Origin of the sequence: Brevundimonas sp. G8 (assembly GCF_902506205.1) — a bacterium.
Classification (GTDB): Bacteria; Pseudomonadota; Alphaproteobacteria; order Caulobacterales; family Caulobacteraceae; genus Brevundimonas.
Genome location: NZ_LR732816.1, coordinates 2,779,404 through 2,801,256 on the forward strand (window position 1 = coordinate 2,779,404; position 21,853 = coordinate 2,801,256).

General features: G+C 66.4%; 15 protein-coding genes and 1 tRNA gene. 5 read left to right on the forward strand and 11 right to left on the reverse strand.

The window, feature by feature from the left end; genetic code table 11:
* The first annotated feature begins 10 nt into the window (after nt 1-10).
* Nucleotides 11-763 carry an A24 family peptidase gene (locus CHRYSEO8AT_RS13380; protein ID WP_159850791.1) on the forward strand — a complete coding sequence of 251 codons (753 nt, stop codon included), beginning with the start codon at nt 11-13 and terminating at the stop codon, nt 761-763.
* Here CHRYSEO8AT_RS13380 and CHRYSEO8AT_RS13385 read toward each other — a convergent pair.
* The 3 genes from CHRYSEO8AT_RS13385 to CHRYSEO8AT_RS13395 form a co-directional block, all read right to left on the reverse strand.
* Entirely contained in the window at nt 760-1,386 is a 627-nt protein-coding gene (locus CHRYSEO8AT_RS13385; protein WP_159850793.1) for a TetR/AcrR family transcriptional regulator, read from the reverse strand. The two genes, CHRYSEO8AT_RS13380 and CHRYSEO8AT_RS13385, sit on opposite strands and share 4 nt — an antisense overlap.
* Nucleotides 1,387-1,408: 22 nt before the next feature.
* A tRNA-Thr gene (locus CHRYSEO8AT_RS13390) sits at nt 1,409-1,484 on the reverse strand.
* An 85-nt stretch (nt 1,485-1,569) separates the two neighbouring features.
* Nucleotides 1,570-3,822 carry a glycoside hydrolase family 88 protein gene (locus tag CHRYSEO8AT_RS13395; protein WP_236547541.1) on the reverse strand — a complete coding sequence of 751 codons (2,253 nt, stop codon included), beginning with the start codon at nt 3,820-3,822 and terminating at the stop codon, nt 1,570-1,572.
* Between the two features lie 178 nt (nt 3,823-4,000).
* On the opposite strand from CHRYSEO8AT_RS13395, the gene uxaC reads away from it, so the two are divergent.
* The 4 genes from uxaC to CHRYSEO8AT_RS13415 all read left to right on the forward strand — a co-directional run bounded on the left by uxaC (nt 4,001) and on the right by CHRYSEO8AT_RS13415 (nt 9,875).
* A complete protein-coding gene (gene uxaC, locus CHRYSEO8AT_RS13400) occupies nt 4,001-5,416 on the forward strand; it encodes a glucuronate isomerase (protein WP_159850795.1) in 1,416 nt (471 codons plus the stop codon).
* Nucleotides 5,413-6,882 carry a mannitol dehydrogenase family protein gene (locus CHRYSEO8AT_RS13405; protein ID WP_159850797.1) on the forward strand — a complete coding sequence of 490 codons (1,470 nt, stop codon included), beginning with the start codon at nt 5,413-5,415 and terminating at the stop codon, nt 6,880-6,882. Before uxaC ends, CHRYSEO8AT_RS13405 begins: the two co-directional genes overlap by 4 nt.
* Nucleotides 6,883-6,885: 3 nt before the next feature.
* On the forward strand, nt 6,886-8,385 hold the full coding sequence (locus CHRYSEO8AT_RS13410; protein ID WP_159850799.1) for a UxaA family hydrolase: 1,500 nt from the start codon (nt 6,886-6,888) through the stop codon (nt 8,383-8,385).
* A 101-nt stretch (nt 8,386-8,486) separates the two neighbouring features.
* Nucleotides 8,487-9,875 (forward strand): glycoside hydrolase family 28 protein, encoded by a 1,389-nt coding sequence (locus CHRYSEO8AT_RS13415; RefSeq protein WP_159850801.1) that lies wholly within the window; start codon nt 8,487-8,489, stop codon nt 9,873-9,875.
* Between the two features lie 99 nt (nt 9,876-9,974).
* Here CHRYSEO8AT_RS13415 and CHRYSEO8AT_RS13420 read toward each other — a convergent pair whose 3' ends face one another.
* The 8 genes from CHRYSEO8AT_RS13420 to rhmD all read right to left on the reverse strand — a co-directional run bounded on the left by CHRYSEO8AT_RS13420 (nt 9,975) and on the right by rhmD (nt 21,790).
* Nucleotides 9,975-12,755: a TonB-dependent receptor gene (locus CHRYSEO8AT_RS13420; protein WP_159850803.1), complete on the reverse strand. Its 2,781-nt coding sequence runs from the start codon at nt 12,753-12,755 to the stop codon at nt 9,975-9,977.
* Nucleotides 12,756-12,963: 208 nt separating this feature from the next.
* Complete coding sequence (locus CHRYSEO8AT_RS13425; protein WP_159850805.1) at nt 12,964-14,418, reverse strand: oligogalacturonate lyase family protein; 1,455 nt, start codon at nt 14,416-14,418, stop codon at nt 12,964-12,966.
* 28 nt (nt 14,419-14,446) lie between these two features.
* Nucleotides 14,447-16,729: a hypothetical protein gene (locus tag CHRYSEO8AT_RS13430; protein WP_236547542.1), complete on the reverse strand. Its 2,283-nt coding sequence runs from the start codon at nt 16,727-16,729 to the stop codon at nt 14,447-14,449.
* Nucleotides 16,729-18,009, reverse strand: coding sequence for a sugar MFS transporter (locus CHRYSEO8AT_RS13435; RefSeq protein WP_159850807.1), 1,281 nt, complete (start codon nt 18,007-18,009; stop codon nt 16,729-16,731). The genes CHRYSEO8AT_RS13430 and CHRYSEO8AT_RS13435 overlap by 1 nt, the downstream gene beginning before the upstream one ends.
* 60 nt (nt 18,010-18,069) lie before the next feature.
* Nucleotides 18,070-18,972, reverse strand: a complete 903-nt coding sequence (locus CHRYSEO8AT_RS13440; protein WP_159850809.1) for an amidohydrolase — start codon at nt 18,970-18,972, stop codon at nt 18,070-18,072.
* An 11-nt stretch (nt 18,973-18,983) separates the two neighbouring features.
* Nucleotides 18,984-19,733: an SDR family NAD(P)-dependent oxidoreductase gene (locus CHRYSEO8AT_RS13445; protein ID WP_159850811.1), complete on the reverse strand. Its 750-nt coding sequence runs from the start codon at nt 19,731-19,733 to the stop codon at nt 18,984-18,986.
* A complete protein-coding gene (locus CHRYSEO8AT_RS13450) occupies nt 19,730-20,578 on the reverse strand; it encodes a fumarylacetoacetate hydrolase family protein (RefSeq protein WP_159850813.1) in 849 nt (282 codons plus the stop codon). Before CHRYSEO8AT_RS13450 ends, CHRYSEO8AT_RS13445 begins: the two co-directional genes overlap by 4 nt.
* An 18-nt stretch (nt 20,579-20,596) precedes the next feature.
* Entirely contained in the window at nt 20,597-21,790 is a 1,194-nt protein-coding gene (gene rhmD, locus CHRYSEO8AT_RS13455) for an L-rhamnonate dehydratase (protein ID WP_159850815.1), read from the reverse strand.
* Nucleotides 21,791-21,853 lie beyond the last annotated feature (63 nt).

Consider the following 21,853-nt stretch of genomic DNA (forward strand, 5'->3'; position numbering starts at 1 on the left):
GGACGTCTCGATGCACCCTGTGATCGCCGCCGCCGTCATGGGCGGGCTGGGCCTGATTTTCGGCAGTTTCATCGCCGCCGTCAGCGTGCGCCTGCCGCGTGACGAGGACATCGTCGTCGCCCGCTCGCGATGCCGGGGCTGCGATCAGCCCTTGCGCGCGTGGGAGCTGATACCGCTGTTCAGTTGGCTGGCCCTGCGAGGCCGTTGCGCGCGGTGCCAGACGCGCATTTCCCAGCGCTATCCGCTGATCGAACTGGCTGCGGCGGCCATCGGCGTCTGGGCAGGGCTCAGCGGCGCTTCCTGGCTGATGGCGGGGGCGACGGCGCTCCTGGGTTGGCAACTGCTGCTGATCGCCATCATTGATGGCGAGAACTTCTGGCTGCCCGACATCCTGACCTGGCCTCTGGTGGCGACGGGCCTGGCGGCGGCGGCGATGATCGGCTGGGATCTGGCCCTGTCGCATCTGATTGGGGCGGTGGTCGGGTTCGGCGGCCTGTGGCTGGTCGGCTGGCTCTATCAGGTGATCCGCAAGCGCCAAGGTCTGGGCGGGGGCGACCCGTTCCTGTTCGCGGGGGCAGGGGCCTGGGTCGGCTGGATGGGTCTGCCCAGCGTGCTGCTGTGGGCCTGCGCGGTCGGGCTCAGCCTGGTGTTCGGCATGCTGGTGGTGCGCCGGACGGTCAGCGGAACCGAGAAGCTGCCGTTCGGTGTGTTTCTGGCGGTCGGGATCTGGCTGACCTGGCTATACGGACCCCTGGGGCTTTAACGCCCCGTGGTCAGCTTGACGATGATGATGGCGGCCGTGTCCAGAATGGCTTCGGGCGTGTCGGCGCGGCGCAGCAGGTCGAAACTGGCCGCCGTCGATTCCGCGATCGAGGCGATCTGGTAAGAGGCCAGGCGCGGATTGTAATCCTTGGGGTGCAGGCCGCTGGCGTGGGCCTGCGCGACGCGACGCTCGATCGCCAAATGCAGGCGGCGCAGGCGGCGCACCCGGCTCTCGACGAAGGCCACGTCACCGTTGTCCGCCAGCATGTGCTCGACCCGCAGCACTTGGCCGTGGTTTCGCCAGATCGCCATCACGTCCAGGATGAAGGCCCGAGCGATGGCGAAGGCCTTGTCGCCCGGCCAGTCAGCCTGGAAATGCGCCGCCAGACCCTGAAAATCCGTCGCGGCGACCTCACACAGCGCCAGAACAGGCTCTTCGACTGTCTTGAAATAGGTGTAGAAATTCGATGGAGACACGCCTGCGGCCGAGGCCAAGTCGGCGACGCGGATCTCGCCGTAATGCCGCTCGTTCAACAGGCGTTGGGTCGCGTCGAGGATCGCCTGGCGGGTTCTCCCACCGCGCGCACCGATCTTGTGGCCCAGCTTGTTGGTTGTGTCGGCCATGTCCCCGATGGTCGCATAGAGATGGTGCCGGCTGCAGGAATCGAACCCGCGACATCCAGTTTACAAAACTGGCGCTCTACCAACTGAGCTAAGCCGGCCCGCGTGTGCGGTGTTCGGCCCTTATGTCCAGCCTCGCGCCGGGACGCAAGACGGGCTTGCGCCCCGGGGCGGACAAATCGCTCGTCAACGCCAGGGAACTGGCGGCGTGTAGCTGGCGACGAAGCTTTCCCAGGCCTCGCGGGTCTTGAAGTCCAGGCCGCCGTCCCAGGCCGATCCCATGTAATAGGTGAAGGGCTGGCCCGGCGTGACGCGCAGCAGGATCAGATAGTTGTCGGCGTCCTGCGTAAAGCCCTCGACCATGGCCGGATCGACCAGGATGGCGACGCCGATGCTGCCGTGCTCGGGATTTTCCGGCTCCCAGAACATCAGGCGGCCGTTGGCGGCGTCGCGGGTGACGAAGCCGGAGCCGTTGTCATTGGTGCGCCGGGTTATGCCGATGCCGACGATCAGGGGCTCGGTGCTGTCCGAGTTCAGCGTCGAGGTCATGCGGGTGAAATTGGACCCCATCGGCAGGGAGAAGTCGCGCGTCTCCCACACCCGGCGGTTCACATCGACGGGCCATGGGGCGTAATCGACGCTGAAGCGCGCCTCGTCTCCGCCTGTCTCTTCAATGCGATAGGTCTTGAAGTTGCGGCTGGTCCACAGCTTGTTGTCCTGCCAGACGCCCAGGCCGCCTGCGCCGCGACCGCGACCGACGTCGTAGTAGTCCAGGCCCTCGCCCCGGTCGGTATGATAGTTGGGGAACTTCAGCTGGCGGTCCATGAAGGGGTAGCGGACGCGCTTGGCCCAGACGTCGATACCCGATCCGGACGGCGGTTCACGGCCCTCTAGTGTGGGTCCGTAGATGCGGTGGGCGACGCGGTCGTTCTCCCACAACAGGTCGTCGAACCGATCCGGCGCGAAACGGGCGACGGCCCGGGGGCGCTGTTCCTCGGCCGTCGGAGGCGTCAGGCGCTCGATGGTCGAGGGCCGGTTCAGTCCGGCGGGATCGTAGGACAGGGCGGCGGTGGCGCGCATCTCCTCGGCGCGGCGACGCAGCTCCTCCTCGCCGACCACGGTGACGGGCGCCGGAGGCGTCGGCGTCGTTGCGGCGATGACCTCGGGCGTGTCACGCTCGGGCTCGGCCTGCGGCAGGGATTGGACCGGACCGTTCAGGTCCGCGACCTCCAGCCCCGCCAGCACATAGGCGCCGGTGGCGTAGAGGCCGGTCTCCTCGGGCTTGGTCGAGACGGGCTGGTCGCCGGTCTTCTGCGCCGCGCCGATTAGGCCGCTGGGCAGGACATGGCGGTTCAGCGCCGCCCAGCCCTTGGTCACCGCCGGCAGATAGGTCTCGCGATCCAGCAGGCCGTGGTTGATGCCCCACGCCAAGCCATAGACATAGAAGCCCGACCCCGAGGTCTCGGCCTCGGGATAGACCTCGGGCGCCAACAGGCTGGCGCGCCACAGGCCGTCGTCCTGCTGCAGTTCCAGGATCCGGCTCGACAGCTTCTGGAACAGATCGACGTAATAGGCCCGGTTCGCATGGTCAGCGGGCAGGCTCTCCAGCCACCGCGCCAGACCCGCCATGGTCCAGGCGTTGGCGCGCGACCAGTAGATCGGCGCGCCGTTCGCCTCGGTGCGGTCCTTGAACCGTTCGTCGCGCAAGAACAGCCGCTGCTCGGGAACCCACAGATGCTCGGCGGTGCGCCGCCACTCCCGGTCGGCCGCCGTCAGATATTTGGGATCGCCGGTCAGGGCCGACATCCGCGCCAGCACCGGTGGGGCCATGAACAGGGCGTCGGCCCACCACCAGACCAGGGCCGGGGTCTCGACCGAGCGGTTCAGGTGCGGGACCTGCCAGTCCAGCCGCTGGCGCAGCGGCATCAGCAGGCCCTCCTGGCGCCGTCGGGCGTAGAGTTCCTCGTACAGGTCGCCGATGGCGATATCGTCGGCGTTCAGCATGGTCGGCCCCGACCGGGCGCCGCGCACGCTGTAGTTATAGTGTTCGGCCACAGCGGTCAGGAACCGCAGCGTCTCGGGATCGTCCGACACGCGCGCCAGTCGCGCCGCCCCGACATAGAAGGTGGCGGCCACCCAGTTGGACGACATCTGCGTCAGATTGCTGCCGGTCGACAGGGCCAGGGGCTCGCCCGCCATGGCCGCGATCTGGGACGCCGTTACATACTCGGCGGCGGCCAGGGCTTTGGCCCGCGACGGCAGGACGTTGGGATCGAAATCAAGCGTCGGCCGCGGGGTCGGCTCCAGCCAAGCCGCCTCGACGCCGGGGGGCAGGGGCGCGCTACGGCCCGTCTGCGCCGCGACCGGGCCGGTCAGCAGGGTGGTCGCCATCAGGGCGGCGGTCAGGCCTACGGCCATGCGGAACGAACGATACGCCATCTGTGTCCTCCGAAGCGCCGAGACTTGCGCTTTTCATTATTTGCCGTGGAGTACCATAAGGTGGACAAAATGGCACGCCAAGGTAACCGGTGTCTTTTTCTCCGCGACATAGTATCTGGTGGGATCAGACTCGCGAGACGATCCAACGTCTCCGTATTGAGGACCAGTGAAGGACGTCATGGCTCATCCGCTCAAGCTCAATCCCGACCGCCTGTTTCCGGTTGACGCCGACACCCGCGCGGTCGCGCGTCGTCTGTATGCAGAGATCAAGGGCCTGCCGATCATCAGCCCGCACGGCCATACGGACCCTAGCTGGTTCGCGCTGAACGAACCCTTCGCCAATCCGGCCGAACTGCTGATCACGCCGGACCACTATGTCTTCCGCATGCTGCATTCGCAGGGGATGGCGATGGAGGACCTGGGCGTTCCCCGCGCCGACGGCGGGTCGGTCGAGACCGATCCGCGCAAGATCTGGCGCCGGTTCGCCGAGAACTATCACCTGTTCCGGGGCACGCCGTCGCGCCTGTGGCATGACTGGGTCTATGCCGAGGCCTTTGGTATCGACGTGCGGCTGTCGGCCGAGACGGCGGACCACTACTACGACGTCATCGACGCCGCGCTGAAGACCGACGCCTTCAGGCCCCGCGCCCTGTTCGACCGCTATAATATCGAGGTCCTGACCACGACCGAGAGCCCGCTCGATACGCTGGAGCATCACAAGACCATCGCGGCCTCGGGCTGGAAGGGGCGGGTTCTGACCGCCTATCGCCCTGACCCGGTGCTGGACCCGGACTATGAGGGCTTCCGCGACAATCTGAAGATCCTGGCCGAACAGACCGGTCGCGATACGCTGAGCTGGGACGGCTATCTGCAGGCGCTGCGCGACCGCCGGTCGGTCTTCATCGCGATGGGCGCCACCTCGACCGATCACGGCCACCCGACCGCCTTCACCGCCGATCTGCCCAAACATGAGGCCGAGGCCCTGTTCCGCCGCGTCTCGACCGCCGCGGCCAGCGCCGCCGACGCCGAACTGTTCCGGGGTCAGATGCTGACCGAAATGGCCGCAATGTCGGTCGAGGACGGGCTGGTGATGCAGCTGCACCCCGGATCGTTCCGCAACCACTCCGCCACCGTCTTCGATCGTTTCGGCCGTGACAAGGGTTGCGACATCCCGACCCAGACGGATTACGTCCGGGCGCTCAAACCCCTTCTGGACCGGTTCGGGTCGGACACCCGACTGTCGCTGATCCTCTTCACGCTGGACGAGACCAGCTACAGCCGCGAACTGGCGCCCCTGGCCGGCCACTATCCGGCGCTGAAGCTGGGCCCCAGCTGGTGGTTCCACGACAGCCCCGAGGGCATGCGTCGCTTCCGCGAACAGGTCACCGAGACGGCCGGTTTCTACAACACGGTCGGCTTCAACGACGACACCCGCGCCTTCCTGTCGATCCCGGCCCGCCACGACGTGGCGCGGCGCATGGACTGCGGCTTCCTGGCCAAGCTGGTGGTCGAACACCGGATGCAAGAGGACGAGGCCCACGAATTGGCCCACGCCCTGACCTATGGCCTGGTCAAGGCGGCCTACAAGCTGTGACCCGCCTTTCCGATGCGGCCCTGAAGGGCCTGCCCGCCGACGTCGCCGTTCCCGTTTACGACCGCGCCCAGGTGAAGACCGGCGTAGTCCATCTGGGCATCGGCGCCTTTCACCGCGCCCACCAGGCGGTCGTGTTCGACGACGCGCTGGCGAGCGGCGACCTGCGTTGGGGCGTGCTGGGCGTCTCGCTGCGGTCGCCGGGCGTGCGTGACCAGTTGAATCCGCAGGACGGGCTCTACACCCTGGTCGTGCGTGACGGATCGGACGAGCATCTGCGCATTATCGGCGCCGGTCGCGGCGTGATGGTCGGGCCGGAAGACCCCGCCGCTCTGGTCGCGGCCATGGCCGACGCCGACGTCCACATCGTCACCCTGACCGTGACCGAGAAGGGCTATCGCCTCGACCCGGCGACGGGCGACTTGCTGCTCGACGACGCGGATGTCGCCGCCGACCTGGCCGACATCGCTTCGCCTCGCACGGCGCCCGGTTTCATCGTTGCAGCGTTGCGGGCGAGGAAAGCGGCGGGGTTGAAGCCCTTCACCGTCATCAGTTGCGACAACCTTCCCCACAACGGCAAGCGCATCCGCGCCGGGGTGCTGACGATGGCCCGCCACATCGATCCGTCGTTAGCCGACTGGATTGAGGCGGAGGGCGCCTTCCCACAGACCATGATCGACCGGATCGTTCCGGCGACCATCCCCGACGACATCGCCCGTCTGACCGCCCGGCTCGGCGTCGAGGACCACGGCATGGTCAAGGCCGAACCCTTCACCCAGTGGGTGATCGAGGACTGGTTCGCGGGTGAACGGCCGGACTTTGCGGCTCTGGGCGTGCAACTGACCGACGCAGTAGAACCGTGGGAGGACGCCAAGCTGCGCCTGCTGAACGGCGCCCACTCGGCCATCGCCTATCTGGGCGCCCTGTCGGGTCATGAGCATGTCCACGAGGCCGTCGCCGTCCCCGCCTTCCGCGCCTATGTCGAGGCTCTGTGGGACGAGGCGCAGACCACGCTGGACCCGCCGCCGGGCCTGGACATCCCCGCCTATCGCGAGGCGCTGATGGCACGGTTCTCGAACGCGGCCCTGATGCACAGGACCCGCCAGATCGCCATGGACGGGTCGCAGAAACTGCCCCAGCGGCTGCTGGCCGGGGCCGCCGAACGTCTGGCGGCCGGGCAGGATATCGACGCCATGGCGCTGGGCGTCGCCGCCTGGATGAAATGGCAGTCGGGTGTGACCGAAGGCGGTGAGACCGTCGTCGTCGACGATCCGCTGGCGTCGAAAACCGCCGAACTGCTGGCCGGGGTCGACAACGACCAGGCGCGGGTTTCGGCCCTGCTGAGCCTGTCCGCCGTCTTCCCGCCCGCGCTCGCCGCCGACGACCGGTTCGCAGTCGCGATCACGGGCGCCTATCTGTCGCTCAGCCAGAACGGCGCGGTCGAGGCCGCGCGTCTGGCAGCGGAGTAGTCCATGTCTCGCGTCCTGATTCTGAACCCCGCCGACGACGTCGCCATCGCCCTGGACGACATCGCGACCGGCGATACGCCCGACGGCCTGGACGCTCCGGCGCGCGCCGACATCGCCACCGGTCACAAGATCGCTCGCCATGCGGTGGAGGAGGGCGGTCTGGTCCGTCGTTATGGCCAGGTCATCGGCCGCGCCAGGACCGCCATCGCCGCCGGGAACCACGTCCACGTCCACAACCTGTCCATGGCCGAGGACGGGCGCGAGGCCGAGGTCGGCGCCGACCTTCGCCCGCCCGCGCCGCTGTCGGGCGCGACGTTCAACGGCATCGTCCGTGCAGACGGTCGGATCGGCACGCGCAACTACATCGGCGTCCTGACCAGCGTGAACTGTTCGGCCACCGTGGCGCGCCGCATCGCCGACGCCTTCCCGGATTCCGGCCTGCCAAAGGGCGTGGACGGCGTCGTGGCCTTCACACACCAGGGCGGCTGCGGCGGCTCTTCGCTGAGCAGCGACGTGACCCTGCTGCAGCGGACTTTGGCCGGCTATGCCCGACATCCGAATTTCCACTCCATCCTGATCGTCGGCCTGGGCTGTGAAGCCAACCAAATCCCCGCCTGGCTGGCCAACGAAGGCCTGGAATCCGGTCCGCACCTTCGCGCCCTGACCATCCAGGAAGCTGGCGGCACCGCCCGCGCCATCGAGGCCGGGATCGCGGTCGTCCGCGACCTGGTCGCCGAGGCGGCGAAGGTCGAACGCCAGCCTGTCTCCGCATCCCACCTGACGGTCGGCCTTCAGTGCGGCGGTTCGGACGGCTGGTCCGGAGTCACCGCCAATCCTGCCCTGGGCGCGGCGGTGGACCTGCTGGTCGCCCACGGCGGCTCGGCCATGCTGTCGGAAACGCCCGAGATCTGGGGCGCCGAACACCTGCTGCTGCGGCGTGCGGCGTCGCAGGACGTGGCGGACAAGCTGAACGCCCGTCTGGCGTGGTGGCGTGATTATGCCGACCGCCACCAGATGGAGCTGAACAACAATCCCTCGCCCGGCAATTTGAAGGGCGGCCTGACCACCATCCTGGAGAAGTCTTTGGGGGCGGTGGCCAAGTCCGGTTCGACTCCGTTGAACGACGTGATCGGCTATGCCGAACCGCTTCAGGCCAAGGGGCTCAGCTTCATGGACAGCCCCGGCTACGATCCATGCTCGGCGACGGGCCAGATCGCCTCGGGCGCCAATCTGATCGTTTTCACCACGGGCCGGGGCTCGGTCTTCGGCGCCAAGCCTGCGCCGTCGATCAAGGTCGCCTCCAACGCCAAACTGGCGAACTGGATGGACGAGGACATGGACATCGACGCCTCGCCCGTCCTGACCGGGACCAGCCTGGCCGACGTCGGCGCCGTCATTTTCCAGAAGATGCTCGATGTCGCCTCGGGCGAACCGTCAAAGTCCGAGGCCCTGGGCGTCGGGGACAACGAGTTCGTGCCGTGGCAGGTGGGGGCCTATCTCTGACGAGTGCTACACGCGGGCGCTTGCGTCTCATGGCTTGTCCATTATCGTGGGACGAGTAAGCATAATGTGAGACGCCGCGCAGACGGCGAAGGAAAACGCCCATGCATCGTCGCTCCCTTCTGCAACTCGGCCTGACCGGGGCGCTCGCTTCGGCCGCGCCTGCCTTCGCTCAATCGGTCGGTCGCACCTTCGACGCCGCAGACTATGGCGCGGTCGGCGATGGCGTGACAATCAACACCCGCCCGATCCAGGCCGCCATCGATGCGGCGGCGGGGCAGGGCGGGGGCGTAGTGGTGCTGAAGCCCGGCCTCTATCTTTCCGGCTCGCTGTTCTTGAAATCGGGCGTGACCCTGTCGATCGGCCGAGGCGCGACCCTGCGCGGGGTTCAGAACTTGGACGCCTATCCTATGGTCCGCACCCGCGTCGCCGGGGTGGAGATGGACTGGCCCGCCGGCCTGCTGAACATCTATCAGCAGCAGAACGCCAGGATCACCGGCGAGGGCCTGGTCGACGGCGACGGCAAGGTCTTCTGGGACAGCTATTGGGCCATGCGTCGTGATTATGACCCGCGCGACCTGCGCTGGGCCGCCGACTACGACTGCCGCCGTCCGCGCCTGATCCATGTCTATGACTCGCAGCAGGTCGAAGTCTCGGGCCTGAACCTGGCGCGGTCGGGATTCTGGACCGTGCACATCTGCTATTCGCGCGACGTGAAGGTCGCCGACCTGATCATCCGCAACAACCTGGGCGGCCGCGGTCCCTCGACGGACGGAATAGACATCGACTCGTCCGAGCGGGTGTTGGTCGAGCAGTGCGACCTGTCGGTCAACGACGACGCCATCTGCATCAAGGCCGGCCGCGACTGGGATGGTCTGCGCGTCGCCCGCCCGTGCCGCCAGGTGAAGATCCGCGACTGCATCGTCCGCGACGCTTTGGCTGGGATGACGTTCGGGTCGGAAACCTCGGGCGGCTTCGACGACATCGAGGTGTCGGGCCTGCGGATCGAATATCCCGTGCCGCTGGGCATCTTCTTCAAGTCGGGCCACACGCGCGGCGGCGTGATTTCCAATATCCGCCTGCGCGACATCCATCTGCAGGACGTGCGGACGTTGATGCAGGTCAATCTGAACTGGTATCCGAACTACAGCTACGCCCAGATCCCGGCGGGCATCGCCGACATCCCCGACTATTGGCGCGCCCTGGCTACGCAGGTCCCGCGTGAACAGGGCATTCCCCGCATCCACGATGTCCGCCTGTCGAACATTAAAGCCGTCGGCGGCAAGGTCGGATTCGCGGCCGCCGCCTATCCCGAGGCGCCGCTGAAGGACTTCACCTTCGAACGGCTGGACTGGGACGTGCAGGACGCAGGCGCCATCGCCAACGCCGAAAACTGGCGCTTCCGCGACTGCAACATCGACACCCTGGACGGCAAGGGGCCGAAGGTGACGGACTCGACGGGCGTCACCGGCCTGCGCCCACGGGTCGCCTGACACCCGCCCCCAGACCTTCAGCACCAAACAAAAAGAAGGCCCGGAGCGGTTCGCTCCGGGCCTTTAGTCTATCGCGCTAAAAGCGTCAGGGAGGGAAGATCAGTACTTCCAGCGCAATCCCACGGCGATCTCTCGGCCGGTGTGGCGGTAGTCGGACACGCGGTCCGCCACGTCGACATAGCGATCGGTATATTCATCGGTCAGGTTGATGCCTTCGAGCGAGAAGGTCAGGTTCGGCGTGAACTCGTACGACATGGAGGCGTCGATGTTGGTCGTGTCGTTGACGCCCTCTTCCGAGTTGCCGTTCGCGCCGGGGAAGGACAGCAGATACTGGCTGCGGTGCGCGACCGAAACGCGGGCCTGGAAGGGACCGTCCTCATAATACAGGGTCGCGTTGGCGGTGTTCTTAGACTGGCCTGTCAGCCGGTTCTTGCCGGCCGTGCCGTAGCTGACTTCTGAATCGACCCAGGTGACGTTGCCGGTGAAACCAAAGTTGGACCACAGGCCGGGCAGGAAGGTGAAGGGCTGCTGGTACTGGATTTCGATACCTTTCAGCGCCCCGCCTGCGCCGTTGAGGCGACGTGTGACCTGGAAGATGTCGGTCGGGTTGGCTGCGCCCTGCAGCAGCTCGTTCGGCAGGCCCAGCAGATTGTAGGCGATGCCCACGGTCTCTGAGGTGATGAAGCTGTCGATGTCCTTGTAGAAGACGGCGCCGGCCAGCAGACCTTCGTTCTGGAAATACCACTCCACCGAGAAGTCGTAGTTGGTGGCGCGGAACGGATCGAGCAGGGGATTGCCGAAGGAGACGGTCCGCGTCGTGGGAGATACGCTGCCGCCGGGTGTCAGGTCGCCCAGGGTCGGACGCGACATCACCTTGGCGGCGCCCAGGCGGATAACGAGGTCCTCGCGTGGCTCCAGCGCCAGATTGAACGACGGCAGAACGTCGTCGTAGTCGTTGTTGGTGGTCAGGTATTCATAGGTCGTGACAGCTGGCGTTCCCGAGCTGACTGCCCGCCAGCCCTTGGCCTCGACCTCGGTCTGGGCGTAGCGAACGCCGGCATTGCCCCGCAGGACCATGCCCGCCACGTTGGTGTTGAAGTCGGCCTGGAAGAAGACGCCCTTGTCCGTCTCGTCCACCTCGCGCTCGCTTTGGTTGGCGACCAGAGGGTCGTCGTAGAAGCTGAGGAAGTCGGCGATCTTGGAGATGTCGGGAACGATGAAGGTCAGGTCGGAACCGGCCCCGGCCTTTACCCCGTCACCGATGCTGACGACACGGCCGATGCTGTCGACGCCCGTCAGGCGGTCTGCGCCTGTGGGGTTGGTCTTGCTCCGCGTCAGACCGAAGGTCTCGAAGCCATAGGTCCGATATTCGCCGCCGACCTTGAAGGTGAGGGAGTCGGACCAGTCATAGGCCAGAGAACCGGCGCCGACCTGGTTGTCGAAGTTCCCGCCGGAGGTGCTGCGCGTCGCATTGACCAGGGTGAAACGCTGGCCCGACGTGACGTCGAAGCCGTAGTTGATGCGTGGCGCGCGATCGTTCTCGCGGAAGTCGAAGCTATAGCCGTTTACGCCCGCAGCCTCGAAGGCGTAGGCGACGTTCAGCGGCGTGCGGGCTTCCGAACGGTTGGCGCCGATCTTCAGATTGCCGTGCAGGCGATCGGTGAAGTCGTGACGCACGTTCAACGACGCCTGATAGAAGTTGCTTTCGTTGCGCGTGAACCCGTTCTCGGCCCGCACCAACATGTTGTCGAAGACACCGTAGGACAGTGTGTTCTTGTCTGCGTCGATCGCATAGTCGCGCACGATCACGTTGTTGACGTTGGCGCGGCTGAAGGACCAAGCCTCGATGTTGGGGCTTTCGAGTTCGGAGTTGAACCGCGACCACAGCAGATCCAGCACCACTTCGGTGCGGTCGCTCGGGCGCCATTGGAGCGCCCCGGTCATGCCCAGCCGATCCTCCTGGGTGTTGCCCAGGGTGTAGCGCGGGATACGCGGATAGTAGGCGCTGAGCAGCGCGTCGCGTTGCGCTGTCGTGGTGCAGGGGATGCAACTCGCGAAGTTCTGACCCAGGCCATACGGATAGTTGGGATAGTCGGCCAAGGTTTTGCCGGCGGGGATCGGAGGGTTGACGGCGCCCGACTGCCAGCGCGTGGTGTTGAAGCTGCCCAGGATTGGCGACCGTTCCGAATAGGCCACCGAGACCAGCGCACCGAACGTGCGGTCCTCGTTCGACCAGCTCAGCAGGCCGGCCAAACGCGGGACGGTTTTTTCCGACAAGTCGTTGTACGACGCCTGTACCGACAGGGCGGAGTTCAGGCCGCTGCCGCCGAAGTCCAGCGGACGGCCGGTTTGCAGATCGACGGTCGCGCCCAGCGAGCCTTCTTCGATCTCGGCCGACTGTGTCTTGCGGACCTTGATGCTGTTGAACAGCTCGGACGCGAACATGGAGAAGTCGAAGCTGCGGTTGCGGTTGCCGCCCGACGCCGCCTGGGCTTCCAGGCCGTTGATGCGCGTGCGGGTGAAGTCGGAGCCTAAACCGCGAACAGAGATGGTCGTGCCCTGGCCGTTGACGCGGTCGATGGTTACGCCGGGCAGGCGCTGAATGGCCTCGGCCAGATTCTGGTCGGGGAAGTCGGCCATGTCCTCGGCCAGAATGGCGTCGACGGCGCCGGCCTCGCGGCGCTTGATGCTCAGCGCCTGCTGAAGGCTGGAGCGGAAGCCGGTGACGACGATGTCATCAACCGTGGCGGCGCCTTCTTCCTGGGCCGCTTCTTCCGTTGCGGGCGCGGGGGCGGTCTGAGCCAGCGCCGACGAAGCGCCCATCAGTGCCGCCAGGGATACGCCAACGGCGCACAGAGTCCGGGTGTTGGTCCGTCGCATTCGTTCTCTCCCCATCCCGGCGGCCGTTTGGCACCGGTGTCATTTTTTGGTACGCTGTCGCGCATAGTTGGATTGGCGACGTGCCGTTTATTGCAACAGCTTCCCGCATTTTGCAATATGCCGATGTTTCGAACGCGACAATCTGTCGAAAACTCTCGACAAAACCTCGACAATTCAGGCGTTGGGTCTCGACAAATTGTCGATGTTTCTATGCGCGGCGCTCGACTTCGACGGCATAGACGTGATTAGCGCCGTGCATGTTCGACACGAAGACGATCCATTTGGCGTCCGGCGTGAAGGTCAGATTCGGCTCCAGCCGGTAGTCGTGGTTCGACAGGTCCACCAGCCGTTCAGAGCGCATATACTCGACGAAAATCTGGTCGTCCTTGTCGCTGGACGGATCGGCGTCGACGATCGGTTCGGGACGCAGCAGGACGATCCATTTGCCATCGGGCGCATGGGCGACCATGTCGCCATCGCCGCCGTCGCCGGCGAACAGGCTGCCGTCCGGCGAGACGTTGTAATGGACGGACCAGTCGTTCTGCTCGACCCGGCGATAGACCCGGCGGCCCGTCTCCAGATCGACCGAGGCGACCCAGAAGACCTGACCGCGCGGGGTCTGAAGGTCATACAGAACTTGTTTGCCGTCTGGGCTGAACCATTCGTGGCCGAAGATCTCGAAGTTCATCGTCCGCTGGTGGGTCTTTCTCAGGCCCGTGCCGTCGGCGCGGATGGCCCACATCCGGTCCACGCGGTGCCAGGGGCCTTCGTGGCAGAAGATGATCTGCTGCGGATCGGTGGGCGAGAACTGGGTGTGGCCGATCCATTCGTTGGTCTTGTGGATCACGCGCCGCTCGCCTGTCGCCAGGTCGATGACGAAGATTTCCATCGGATAGCCGGCGGCCCAGCGCTGAAGCATCCGCACGCCCTTGGCGCGGGCGAAGTTCAGCGGCTTTCCGTCTGGACCGTTGGCCTCGTATTCGGCTTGGTCGAAGCGGCGGTTGCGCGGGTCGGGCACGGTGGGCTGAAGCGGCTGGCTGTCATAGGCGACGAAGCCCAGCAGCAGGGTTTCGTCGGCGTTGACCGAGTTGATCTGGCCGTTCGGGATGCGGCCGATCTCGCGCCGCTGTTTGGTGTCGGCGTCGATGACGAACAGGGTCTTGCCGCGGTCCATCAGCTGACCTTCGCCAGGCGCGGTGACGGAATAATAGACGTTGCGCCCCTTGCGGCCGGCGAACATCAGGTCGGCGTCGTGCTCGGGGACCAGGACGTTGACGGTCCAGGTCGCCAGATCGACGGTCGAGATACCCTGGGGCGTCGAGATGACCATCAGGTCGGGCGCGCCGGTCTTGGGCGGCAGGAACATGTTCTTGTAGAAATAGGGCTTTCCACCGCCGCCATCGGGCGAGACGCGGCGGATGCGGTGGCCGGTCTTGGGATCGACCCACTCGGTCGGCACGGGGCCTTCCCAGCGCGGCCGCTCGACCGGCGTCTCCTGGGTCGAGGGCGGGGCGGTGTTGGGCGCGGGCCAGACGGGGGTCTGGCCCGGCGCCGGCGGGGTTGCGGATGTGGCCTGCTGGGCCTGAACGGTCGTGGTTGCCAAGGCGCCGACGGCGGGGGCCGCGAACAGGGCCTTCAGGGCGGTGCGTCTGGAGGTCGTCATTGGGGGCGTTCCTCTCGGTTTTCTTGGATTACGGCGCGGGCGTCAGGCCTTCGACCCGAACGGTCCAGCCGTCCTTGGGAAAGCCTGGGGCGTGGCCGCTGGACCCGTCCCAACCCGCCGCCATCAGACCAACGGCCATCAGCAGCGACCCGTTGGACGGGAAATAGGTCTCGGCCGCGCGGCGATAGCCGGGACCGTCGGGATTGACCGCCATCTCGACCCCTCCGGCGCCGGCCGAGACGGGCACCAGTTCGTCGGCGTGCTCGTCCAGGTGGACCCGCGGGGTCATGCCGGTGACGCCCCACTGATTGTTCTTCAGATCGGCGAACAGCCAGTCGACAGCCTTTTCCGGTTCGCCGATGCGGGCCGCGGTCATGGCCATCATCGGGAAGTCCCAGCCCCAGGTCTGACGCACGTCCCAGGTCTGCTCCACCGCGTCGAAGGTTCGGCGCATGGCGGCGGGATCGATCCGCGCGCCGGGGATGAAGCCATAGGCCATCAGGAAGGAGGGGTGGTCGCGGTTCTTGCACTGGGCCGCCGCCGCGTGCCTGCGGCACGCGTCGGACATGGCCGTCTCCCAGAAATCCGGGAGGTTCTCGATCGGCAGGTACAGGCCGTCCTTCATCGGGGGTGGGGCGATCCTGGCCAGGGCCTGATCCCAATCAGCGCGGCGGGCCTGGCCCTTGCGTTCGCGCCACTGTTGCGCGGTTTCCAGCGCCCAGCGGAAATACTCGACCTCGAAGGTCGGGTTCACCGTGGTCAGGGGATCGTAGTTCTCCTGCGCGGGGATCATCGGCGCGCCCAGATTTAGCCGGCCGTCGTGTTCGATTGGCCAGGAGGCCAACAGGTCGGCTGTCGCCTCGACGACTTCGCCGTATCGATCCAGCACCGCCGGATCCTTCTCGGCGCGCCAGACCAGTTCGGCCAGCAGGATCGGGTGCGGCTGCTGCCACATGATGAAGGGCGAGACCAGGCTGGGGCTGTTGCGGCCCTCGGGCCCGACCATCTTGGGCCACCAGGCGCCCTTGACGTGGTGGCGGGCGGCCTCGGCGCGGGCGTTGTCCAAATTGCCGACATACCAGGGCAGGCTGCGCTCAAGCATGTCGGCGTGGCCCCACATGGCCTGCCAGCCGGCGTGCCAGGGGTGCATTTCCAGGTGGAACTTGCCGTACCAGCTGTTGGAGAACAGACCTTCTTCCTGGGGCGGCAGTTCGCCGGCCCCGTTCACGGCGGACAGATACTGCGACAGGATTACACGCCGCTCCAGCTCGGCCGCGCGCGGGTCGGTGGAGCCCGTGAAATCGACAGCGCCGCCCTGGGTCCAGAAGCCGTTCCAGTGGGCGGTGGTCGCCTGGACGCCGGCGCTGTAGGCGGGGGTCGCGGGCGTCTGGGCCTGCTGATCGAAGCGAACCATGACGGTCAGCCGGTCGCGACCGGAGGAGACGACGCGGAAGGCGTCGGCGCCGCTCTGTTCGATCTTACCCGAGGCGGTGATGCCGGAATAATAGGTGGTGTCGTCCAGGGTGCGGCGAATGTGGACGTCGCCCGTGTCGGAGGCGACGATGCTCAGGGTTTGCGCGCCAGAGGCCTCGAACGTCGTCGGATCGGGATTGATGGCGGGGTTCACGCCCGGATAGCGGACCTGGACGCCCAGGCCGTTGGCGGCGACGAGGGGCGAGACGATCTCGACCATGACCATGTCGAGCGTCGGGTGGACGCGGGTCACGACCTCGACCGGCTGGCCGTCATAGGTGAAGCGGCTGGTCAGGGCGCCGGACCACAGGTCCAGCGTCTGGCGCGTGTCGGCGACCTTGGCGAAGTCCAACGGCTTGCCGTCGGCGAAGGTCAGGCCGATGCGGCTGAGGGAGAACCGATGCGGATTGGCCCGCAGCCAGGTATATGCAGGCTGGGTCTCGGCGACCGCCCAGGACTTCATCCAGGCATAGGGCTGTTCGCCCCGACCCGGCACGGGCACGTCGATCAGGCCATCCTGTTCGGTATAGCCGTTCGGGTTGGGAAAGCTGTGCCAGGCCCACTGGGCCATGGTCAGCAGGGGCGACAGTTCCGAATACTGTTCCGGGAAGGTCTGGAGCCCCGTGACGTCGGCGGTGAAGCCCAGGTCGCCGTTGCCCAGCATGATCGGGGCATGGCGGTCGATGGCCGTCAGGCTGACGTTGTGGCGCGTGACCAGGGCATGACGGTCGATCGGCGCGACAGGCGCGACGGCGGCGGCAGGCGTCACCGTCTGGGCGTAGGCGGCCGTGGGGCCGGCCAGCAGGGTGAAGGCGAGAAGGGCGGTGCGAAGACGCATCAGGCGGCATCCTTCTTCAGTCCAAGGCCGGCGCCCTTCCAGCCATACCAGGCGACGACGGCGAAGCAGACGGCGGGAAGGAGGAAGGCGACGTTGGCGCCGTAGAGGTCGGCGATCTTGCCCATGGGCCAGGGCAGCAGCACGCCGCCGCCGATGGCCATGACCATCAGGGACGAGGCCTTCTTGGTGCCGGCGCCCAGGCCAGTGGTGCCCAGGGCGAAGATGGTGGCGAACATGGTGGACATGAAGAAGAAGACGGCCAGCAGGGCGATGGGCGAGACCTTGTCGATGCCGGCGGCGACGACCAGGGTCAGGACCACATTGATCACGCCATAGGTGGTCAGCAGGACGCGAGGCTTGACCTTGAGCAGCAGGGCGGTGGCGAAGAAGCGCCCGACCAGATAGCCGATGGCCGCCAGCGACAGCATGAAGGCGCCCTGCTGTGAGGTCAGGCCCTGCCAGTTGTGCGTCACCAGATTGATGAAATAGGCGCCGATGCCGACCTGGGCGCCGATGTAGAGAGCCTGGGTGATCACCCCGGCGATGAAGTGCGGCTGTTTGGACAGGGGCAGGGCAGGGGCGTCACCTTCGACTGCGCCGCCGTGATCCGACAGGCCGGTCTCGGGCAGGCGGGCGCGCCATACGGCGAGGGCGAACAGCACCACGCCGACGGCGATCAGCCCGTAGACGATCTGGATCGAGCGGGTCGCGCCGCCCAGGGCTTCGGTCGTGGTCGGACTGAAGAAGACCGCCCCGCCGATCAACGGCCCGAAGAAGACGCCCAGGGCGTTGAACGACTGGGCCAGGTTCAGCCGCTGGGAGGCCTTGGCCGGGTCACCGAGGACGTTGACGTAGGTGTCGGCGCTGGTCTCCAGGATGCACAGGCCGGCGGCGAGAACGAACATCGAGCCGACGAAGGGCAGGAAGGCGCCCGCGCCCGCCGCCGGTATGAACAACAGGGCGCCGACGGCGGTGACCGCCAGGCCCGATACGATGCCAAACTTGTAGCCCCGCGCGTGCAGCAGCATGCCCGCCGGAATCGAAAGCAGCAGATAGGCGCCGAAATAGGCGATCTGCAGCCAGGCGCTGTCGGCCTGGCTGATGCTCAGCGTTTCCTGGAAATGCTTGTTCAGCACGTCCAGCAGGCCATAGGCCAGGCCCCAGATCAGGAAGCAGGCGATGGCGAAGGCCAGCGGGCCCTTCAGCGAACCGGCGGGCTTTGCCCCTGAAGATTGGGCGAGGCCGCCGGGGGTGTGGGCCGCGTCGGTCTCGATGACCATGATCAGTCTCCTGGGGTTTCTCTGGGCCTGGCCGTCTTGATGCGGCTTCGGCGAAAGGGGTTAGATGCGGTAGATCGCCTCGGCGTTGGCGGCGAACAGGCGGTCGCGCTCATCAGCCGAGAAGTCGGCGGTGATCGCGTCGAAGGCGGAGTAGAAGGCCTCGAACGTCCCGTGGACGCTTTCGACAGGGAAGTCGGAGGCGAACATGGCGCGCTCGGTCCCGAAGGCGTCGATGCATTCCAGGATGATCGGGCGGATGGTTTCAGGCGTCCAAGCCCGGTCGGTGATGCCCAGGCCGGAAATCTTGATCGAGACCTGGGGCTGGGCGGCCAGCAGGCGCAATCCTATCCGCCAGCGTTCCATGCCGATTTCGTTCCGGTCGGTGGGCAGGCCGGCGTGGTTGACGATCATGGGGATGTCGGGATGGCGCGCGGCGATGATTGAGGCGGTGGCCATCTGCGACGGATACAGCTGCAGGTCGAACGACAGGCCATGCCGCGCCAGCTTGGCCAGCCCCGCGACCCACTGCGGATCGCGCAACAGGTCGCGGTCAGTATAGGTCTTCAACGGATCCTCGTGCCAGCAGACGATCTGGCGCACGCCGCGCAGGTTCGGCCGGGCCGCGTGGGCCTCCAGCAGGGCGTCGAGGTCGGGGTCGAGCAGGTCGGCGCCGGCGACGATGGCGTGCGGATAGCCGTAGTCATCCGCCAGCGACTGGAGCCAATCGGTTTCGGCCAGTTGCCGGCCGATGGGCTGGCCGGCCTCGACGTGGACGATCTTGTCCACGCGCCAGCCGGCGGTGTCGGCGAGGTAGTCATTCAGAAGATAGTTCTTGTGCGCGATGGGCGACATGTCCCCTGCCGGATTGTTCGGCAGGGGATCGTCCTGAAGCCAGCCGTAGCGCGCACGCGACAGGTCCCACAGGTGGACGTGGCTATCGACGATGCGAAGGTCGCTGCCCACCTGTCGGCTCCTCAGTAGGTCGTGCGGCCGCCCGACGTATCGAACGTCGAGGCGGTGGTGAAGCTGCATTCCTCGGACGCCATGAAACAGACCATGGCGGCGCTTTCCTCGACCTCGCCCAGGCGGCCCATGGGGATCTTGGAGCGCATGTAGTCGACCTGGCTCTGGGGCAGTTGCGCCAGGATCGGGCTTTCGAAGGTGGCGGGGGTCAGGCTGTTGGCGATGACGCCCTTGCCGGCCAGTTCCTTGCCCAGCGACTTGGTGAAGCCGATCACGCCCGCCTTGGACGCCGAATAGGCGCTGGCGTTGGGATTTCCTTCCTTGCCCGCAACCGAGGCGACGTTGACGATGCGGCCATAGCCGTTCTCGAGCATGAAGGGCACGACGGCGCGTGAGCAGTAGAAGACGCCGTTCAGATTGATGTCGACGACCCGCTTCCAGCTGTCGATCGGGAACTCGTGCACCGGCACGGTGGCGCCGGTGATGCCGGCCGAGGCGATCAGGATGTCGATGCCGCCCAGGGCCTTGTTCGATTCCTCCGCAGCCGCAGCGACGGCGTCGGCGTCGGACACGTCCAGGGCCACGACGTGGGTCGCGCCGACTTCCTCGGCAGCCGCCTTCAGCGCGTCGGCGTTCAGGTCCCACAGCACGACCTTGCCGCCCTCGGCGACGATACGCGCAGCCGAGGCCTTGCCCAGGCCCGAGGCGCCGCCGGTGACGACGGCGGTTCGGCCCGCGAAACGCCCTTGATAGGCGCTCATCGCGTCCACTCCACGAAGGTCTGGCCTTGCTCGCCCAGCTTCTGGATGCCCAGGCGAACCGTGTCGCCGGCCTTCAGATAGAGGGGCGGCTTCTGGCCCAGACCAACGCCCGGAGGCGTGCCGGTGGTGATCAGGTCGCCGGGCTCCAGCGTCATGAACTCCGACAGATACGACACGATCTCGGCGACGCCGAAGATCATGGTCTTCGTATTGCCGGTCTGCATACGCTTGCCGTTCAGGTCCAGCCACATGTCCAGATTCTGGACGTCGCCCACCTCGTCGGTCGTGACGATCCACGGGCCGACGGGGCCGAAGGTGTCGCAGCCCTTGCCCTTGTCCCAGGTGCCGCCGCGCTCGGTCTGGAAGGCGCGCTCGGACACGTCGTTGATCAGCACATAGCCGGCGACGTGATCCAGCGCCTCGTCCTGGGTCACGTAGGTGGCGGGCTTGCCGATCACGATGCCCAGCTCGACTTCCCAGTCTGTCTTTTCCGAACCGCGCGGAATGATGACGTCGTCGTTCGGCCCGTTCAGGCAGGTGATGGCCTTGGTGAAGACGACGGGCTCGCCCGGGATGGGCAGGTTGGATTCGGCGGCATGGTCGGCGAAATTCAGGCCGATGGCGATGAACTTGCGGCTGCCGCTCACCGGCACCCCATAGCGGGGTTCGCCCTGGACGAGGGGCAGGGTCGTCGGGTCGATGGCCTTCAGCGCCTCAAGCGCCGCGCCATGCAGTTGGTCCGGCGTGATGTCGGCGACGACGCCCGACAGGTCGCGGATGCGGCCTTCGGCGTCCAGCGTGCCCGGCTTTTCCTGGCCCCTTGGGCCGTAACGCAGCAGTTTCATTCTTGAGTGTCTTTCGTCTTAGCGCGCGTAGGGGCGATGCAGGGCGATGTCGTGGTTCAGCTCGACGCCGAAGCCGGGCGCATCCGGCACCTTGAGCTTGCCGTTCACCGGAACCGGTTCGCCGATCAGCTGGGGATGGAACATGGGCACGACCTCGTCGGCGCCGGGGGCCATCATCAGGAACTCCGCGAACGGGCTGTTATGGCGCGTCACGACGAAGTGGTAGGAATAGACGCTGGATCCGTGTGGGATCATCAGCACGCCCTTGGCGTCGGCCATGGCGGAGATCTTGATCAGTTCGGTCACGCCGCCGCACCAGCCCACGTCCGGCTGGATGATGTCGCAGCATTCCATTTCCAGCAGCATGCGGAAGCCCCAGCGGGTGGCCTCGTGCTCGCCGGTCGTGACCAGCATACCCTTGGGCGCGGCTTTCTTGAGCGCCTGATAGCCCCAGTAGTCGTCGGGGCTCAGCGCCTCCTCGATCCACTTCAGACCCAGCTTGTGCGCCTCGTGGGCGAGGCGGGTGGCGTAGTTCAGGTCCAGCGCCATCCAGCAGTCGAACATCAGCCAGAAGTCGTCGCCGCAGGCGTTCCTCATGGCCTCCAGCTCGGCCAGGTTCTTGTGCAGGCCTTCCTCGCCCTCGGCGGGGCCGTGGTGCAGGGGCATCTTGCCGCCGATGAAGCCCAGTTCCTTGGCTTTGTCGGGCCGCGCGCCGGTGGCGTAGAAGGTCAGTTCGTCGCGCACCGCCCCGCCCAACATGGCGAAGACCGGCTCCTGGCGCAGACGGCCCAGCAGATCCCACAGCGCCAGGTCGACGCCGGAGATGGCGTTCACCACCAGGCCCTTGCGGCCATAGTACTGGGTCGAGAAATACATCTGGTCCCAGATCTTCTCGACCTCGGACGGATCGCGGCCTTCCAGGAAGCGGGCCAAGTGTTTCTCGACGATATAGGCGGCGGGTTCGCCGCCGGTTGTGACCGCGAAGCCGACCACGCCGTTCTCGGCCTCGATCTCGACCACCAGGGTGCCCAGCACATTGATGCCGAAGCTGCGGCGGCTCTGGCGGTATTCGGGGTATTTGGCCATCGGCGTGGCGATATGATCGTCGATCCAGTGGCCGTCGCCCTGGTCATGATAGTCGGCGCCGCCCCCGGTTCCGTCGTTCTTCACGACGAAGGCGCGGACGTGCTTGATCTTCGGTAGGCGGCTCATTGAGAAATCACCGGCATTTGGTGATTTGCTCCCATCATGCGGGATTTCACTGGCTTTCCTCCG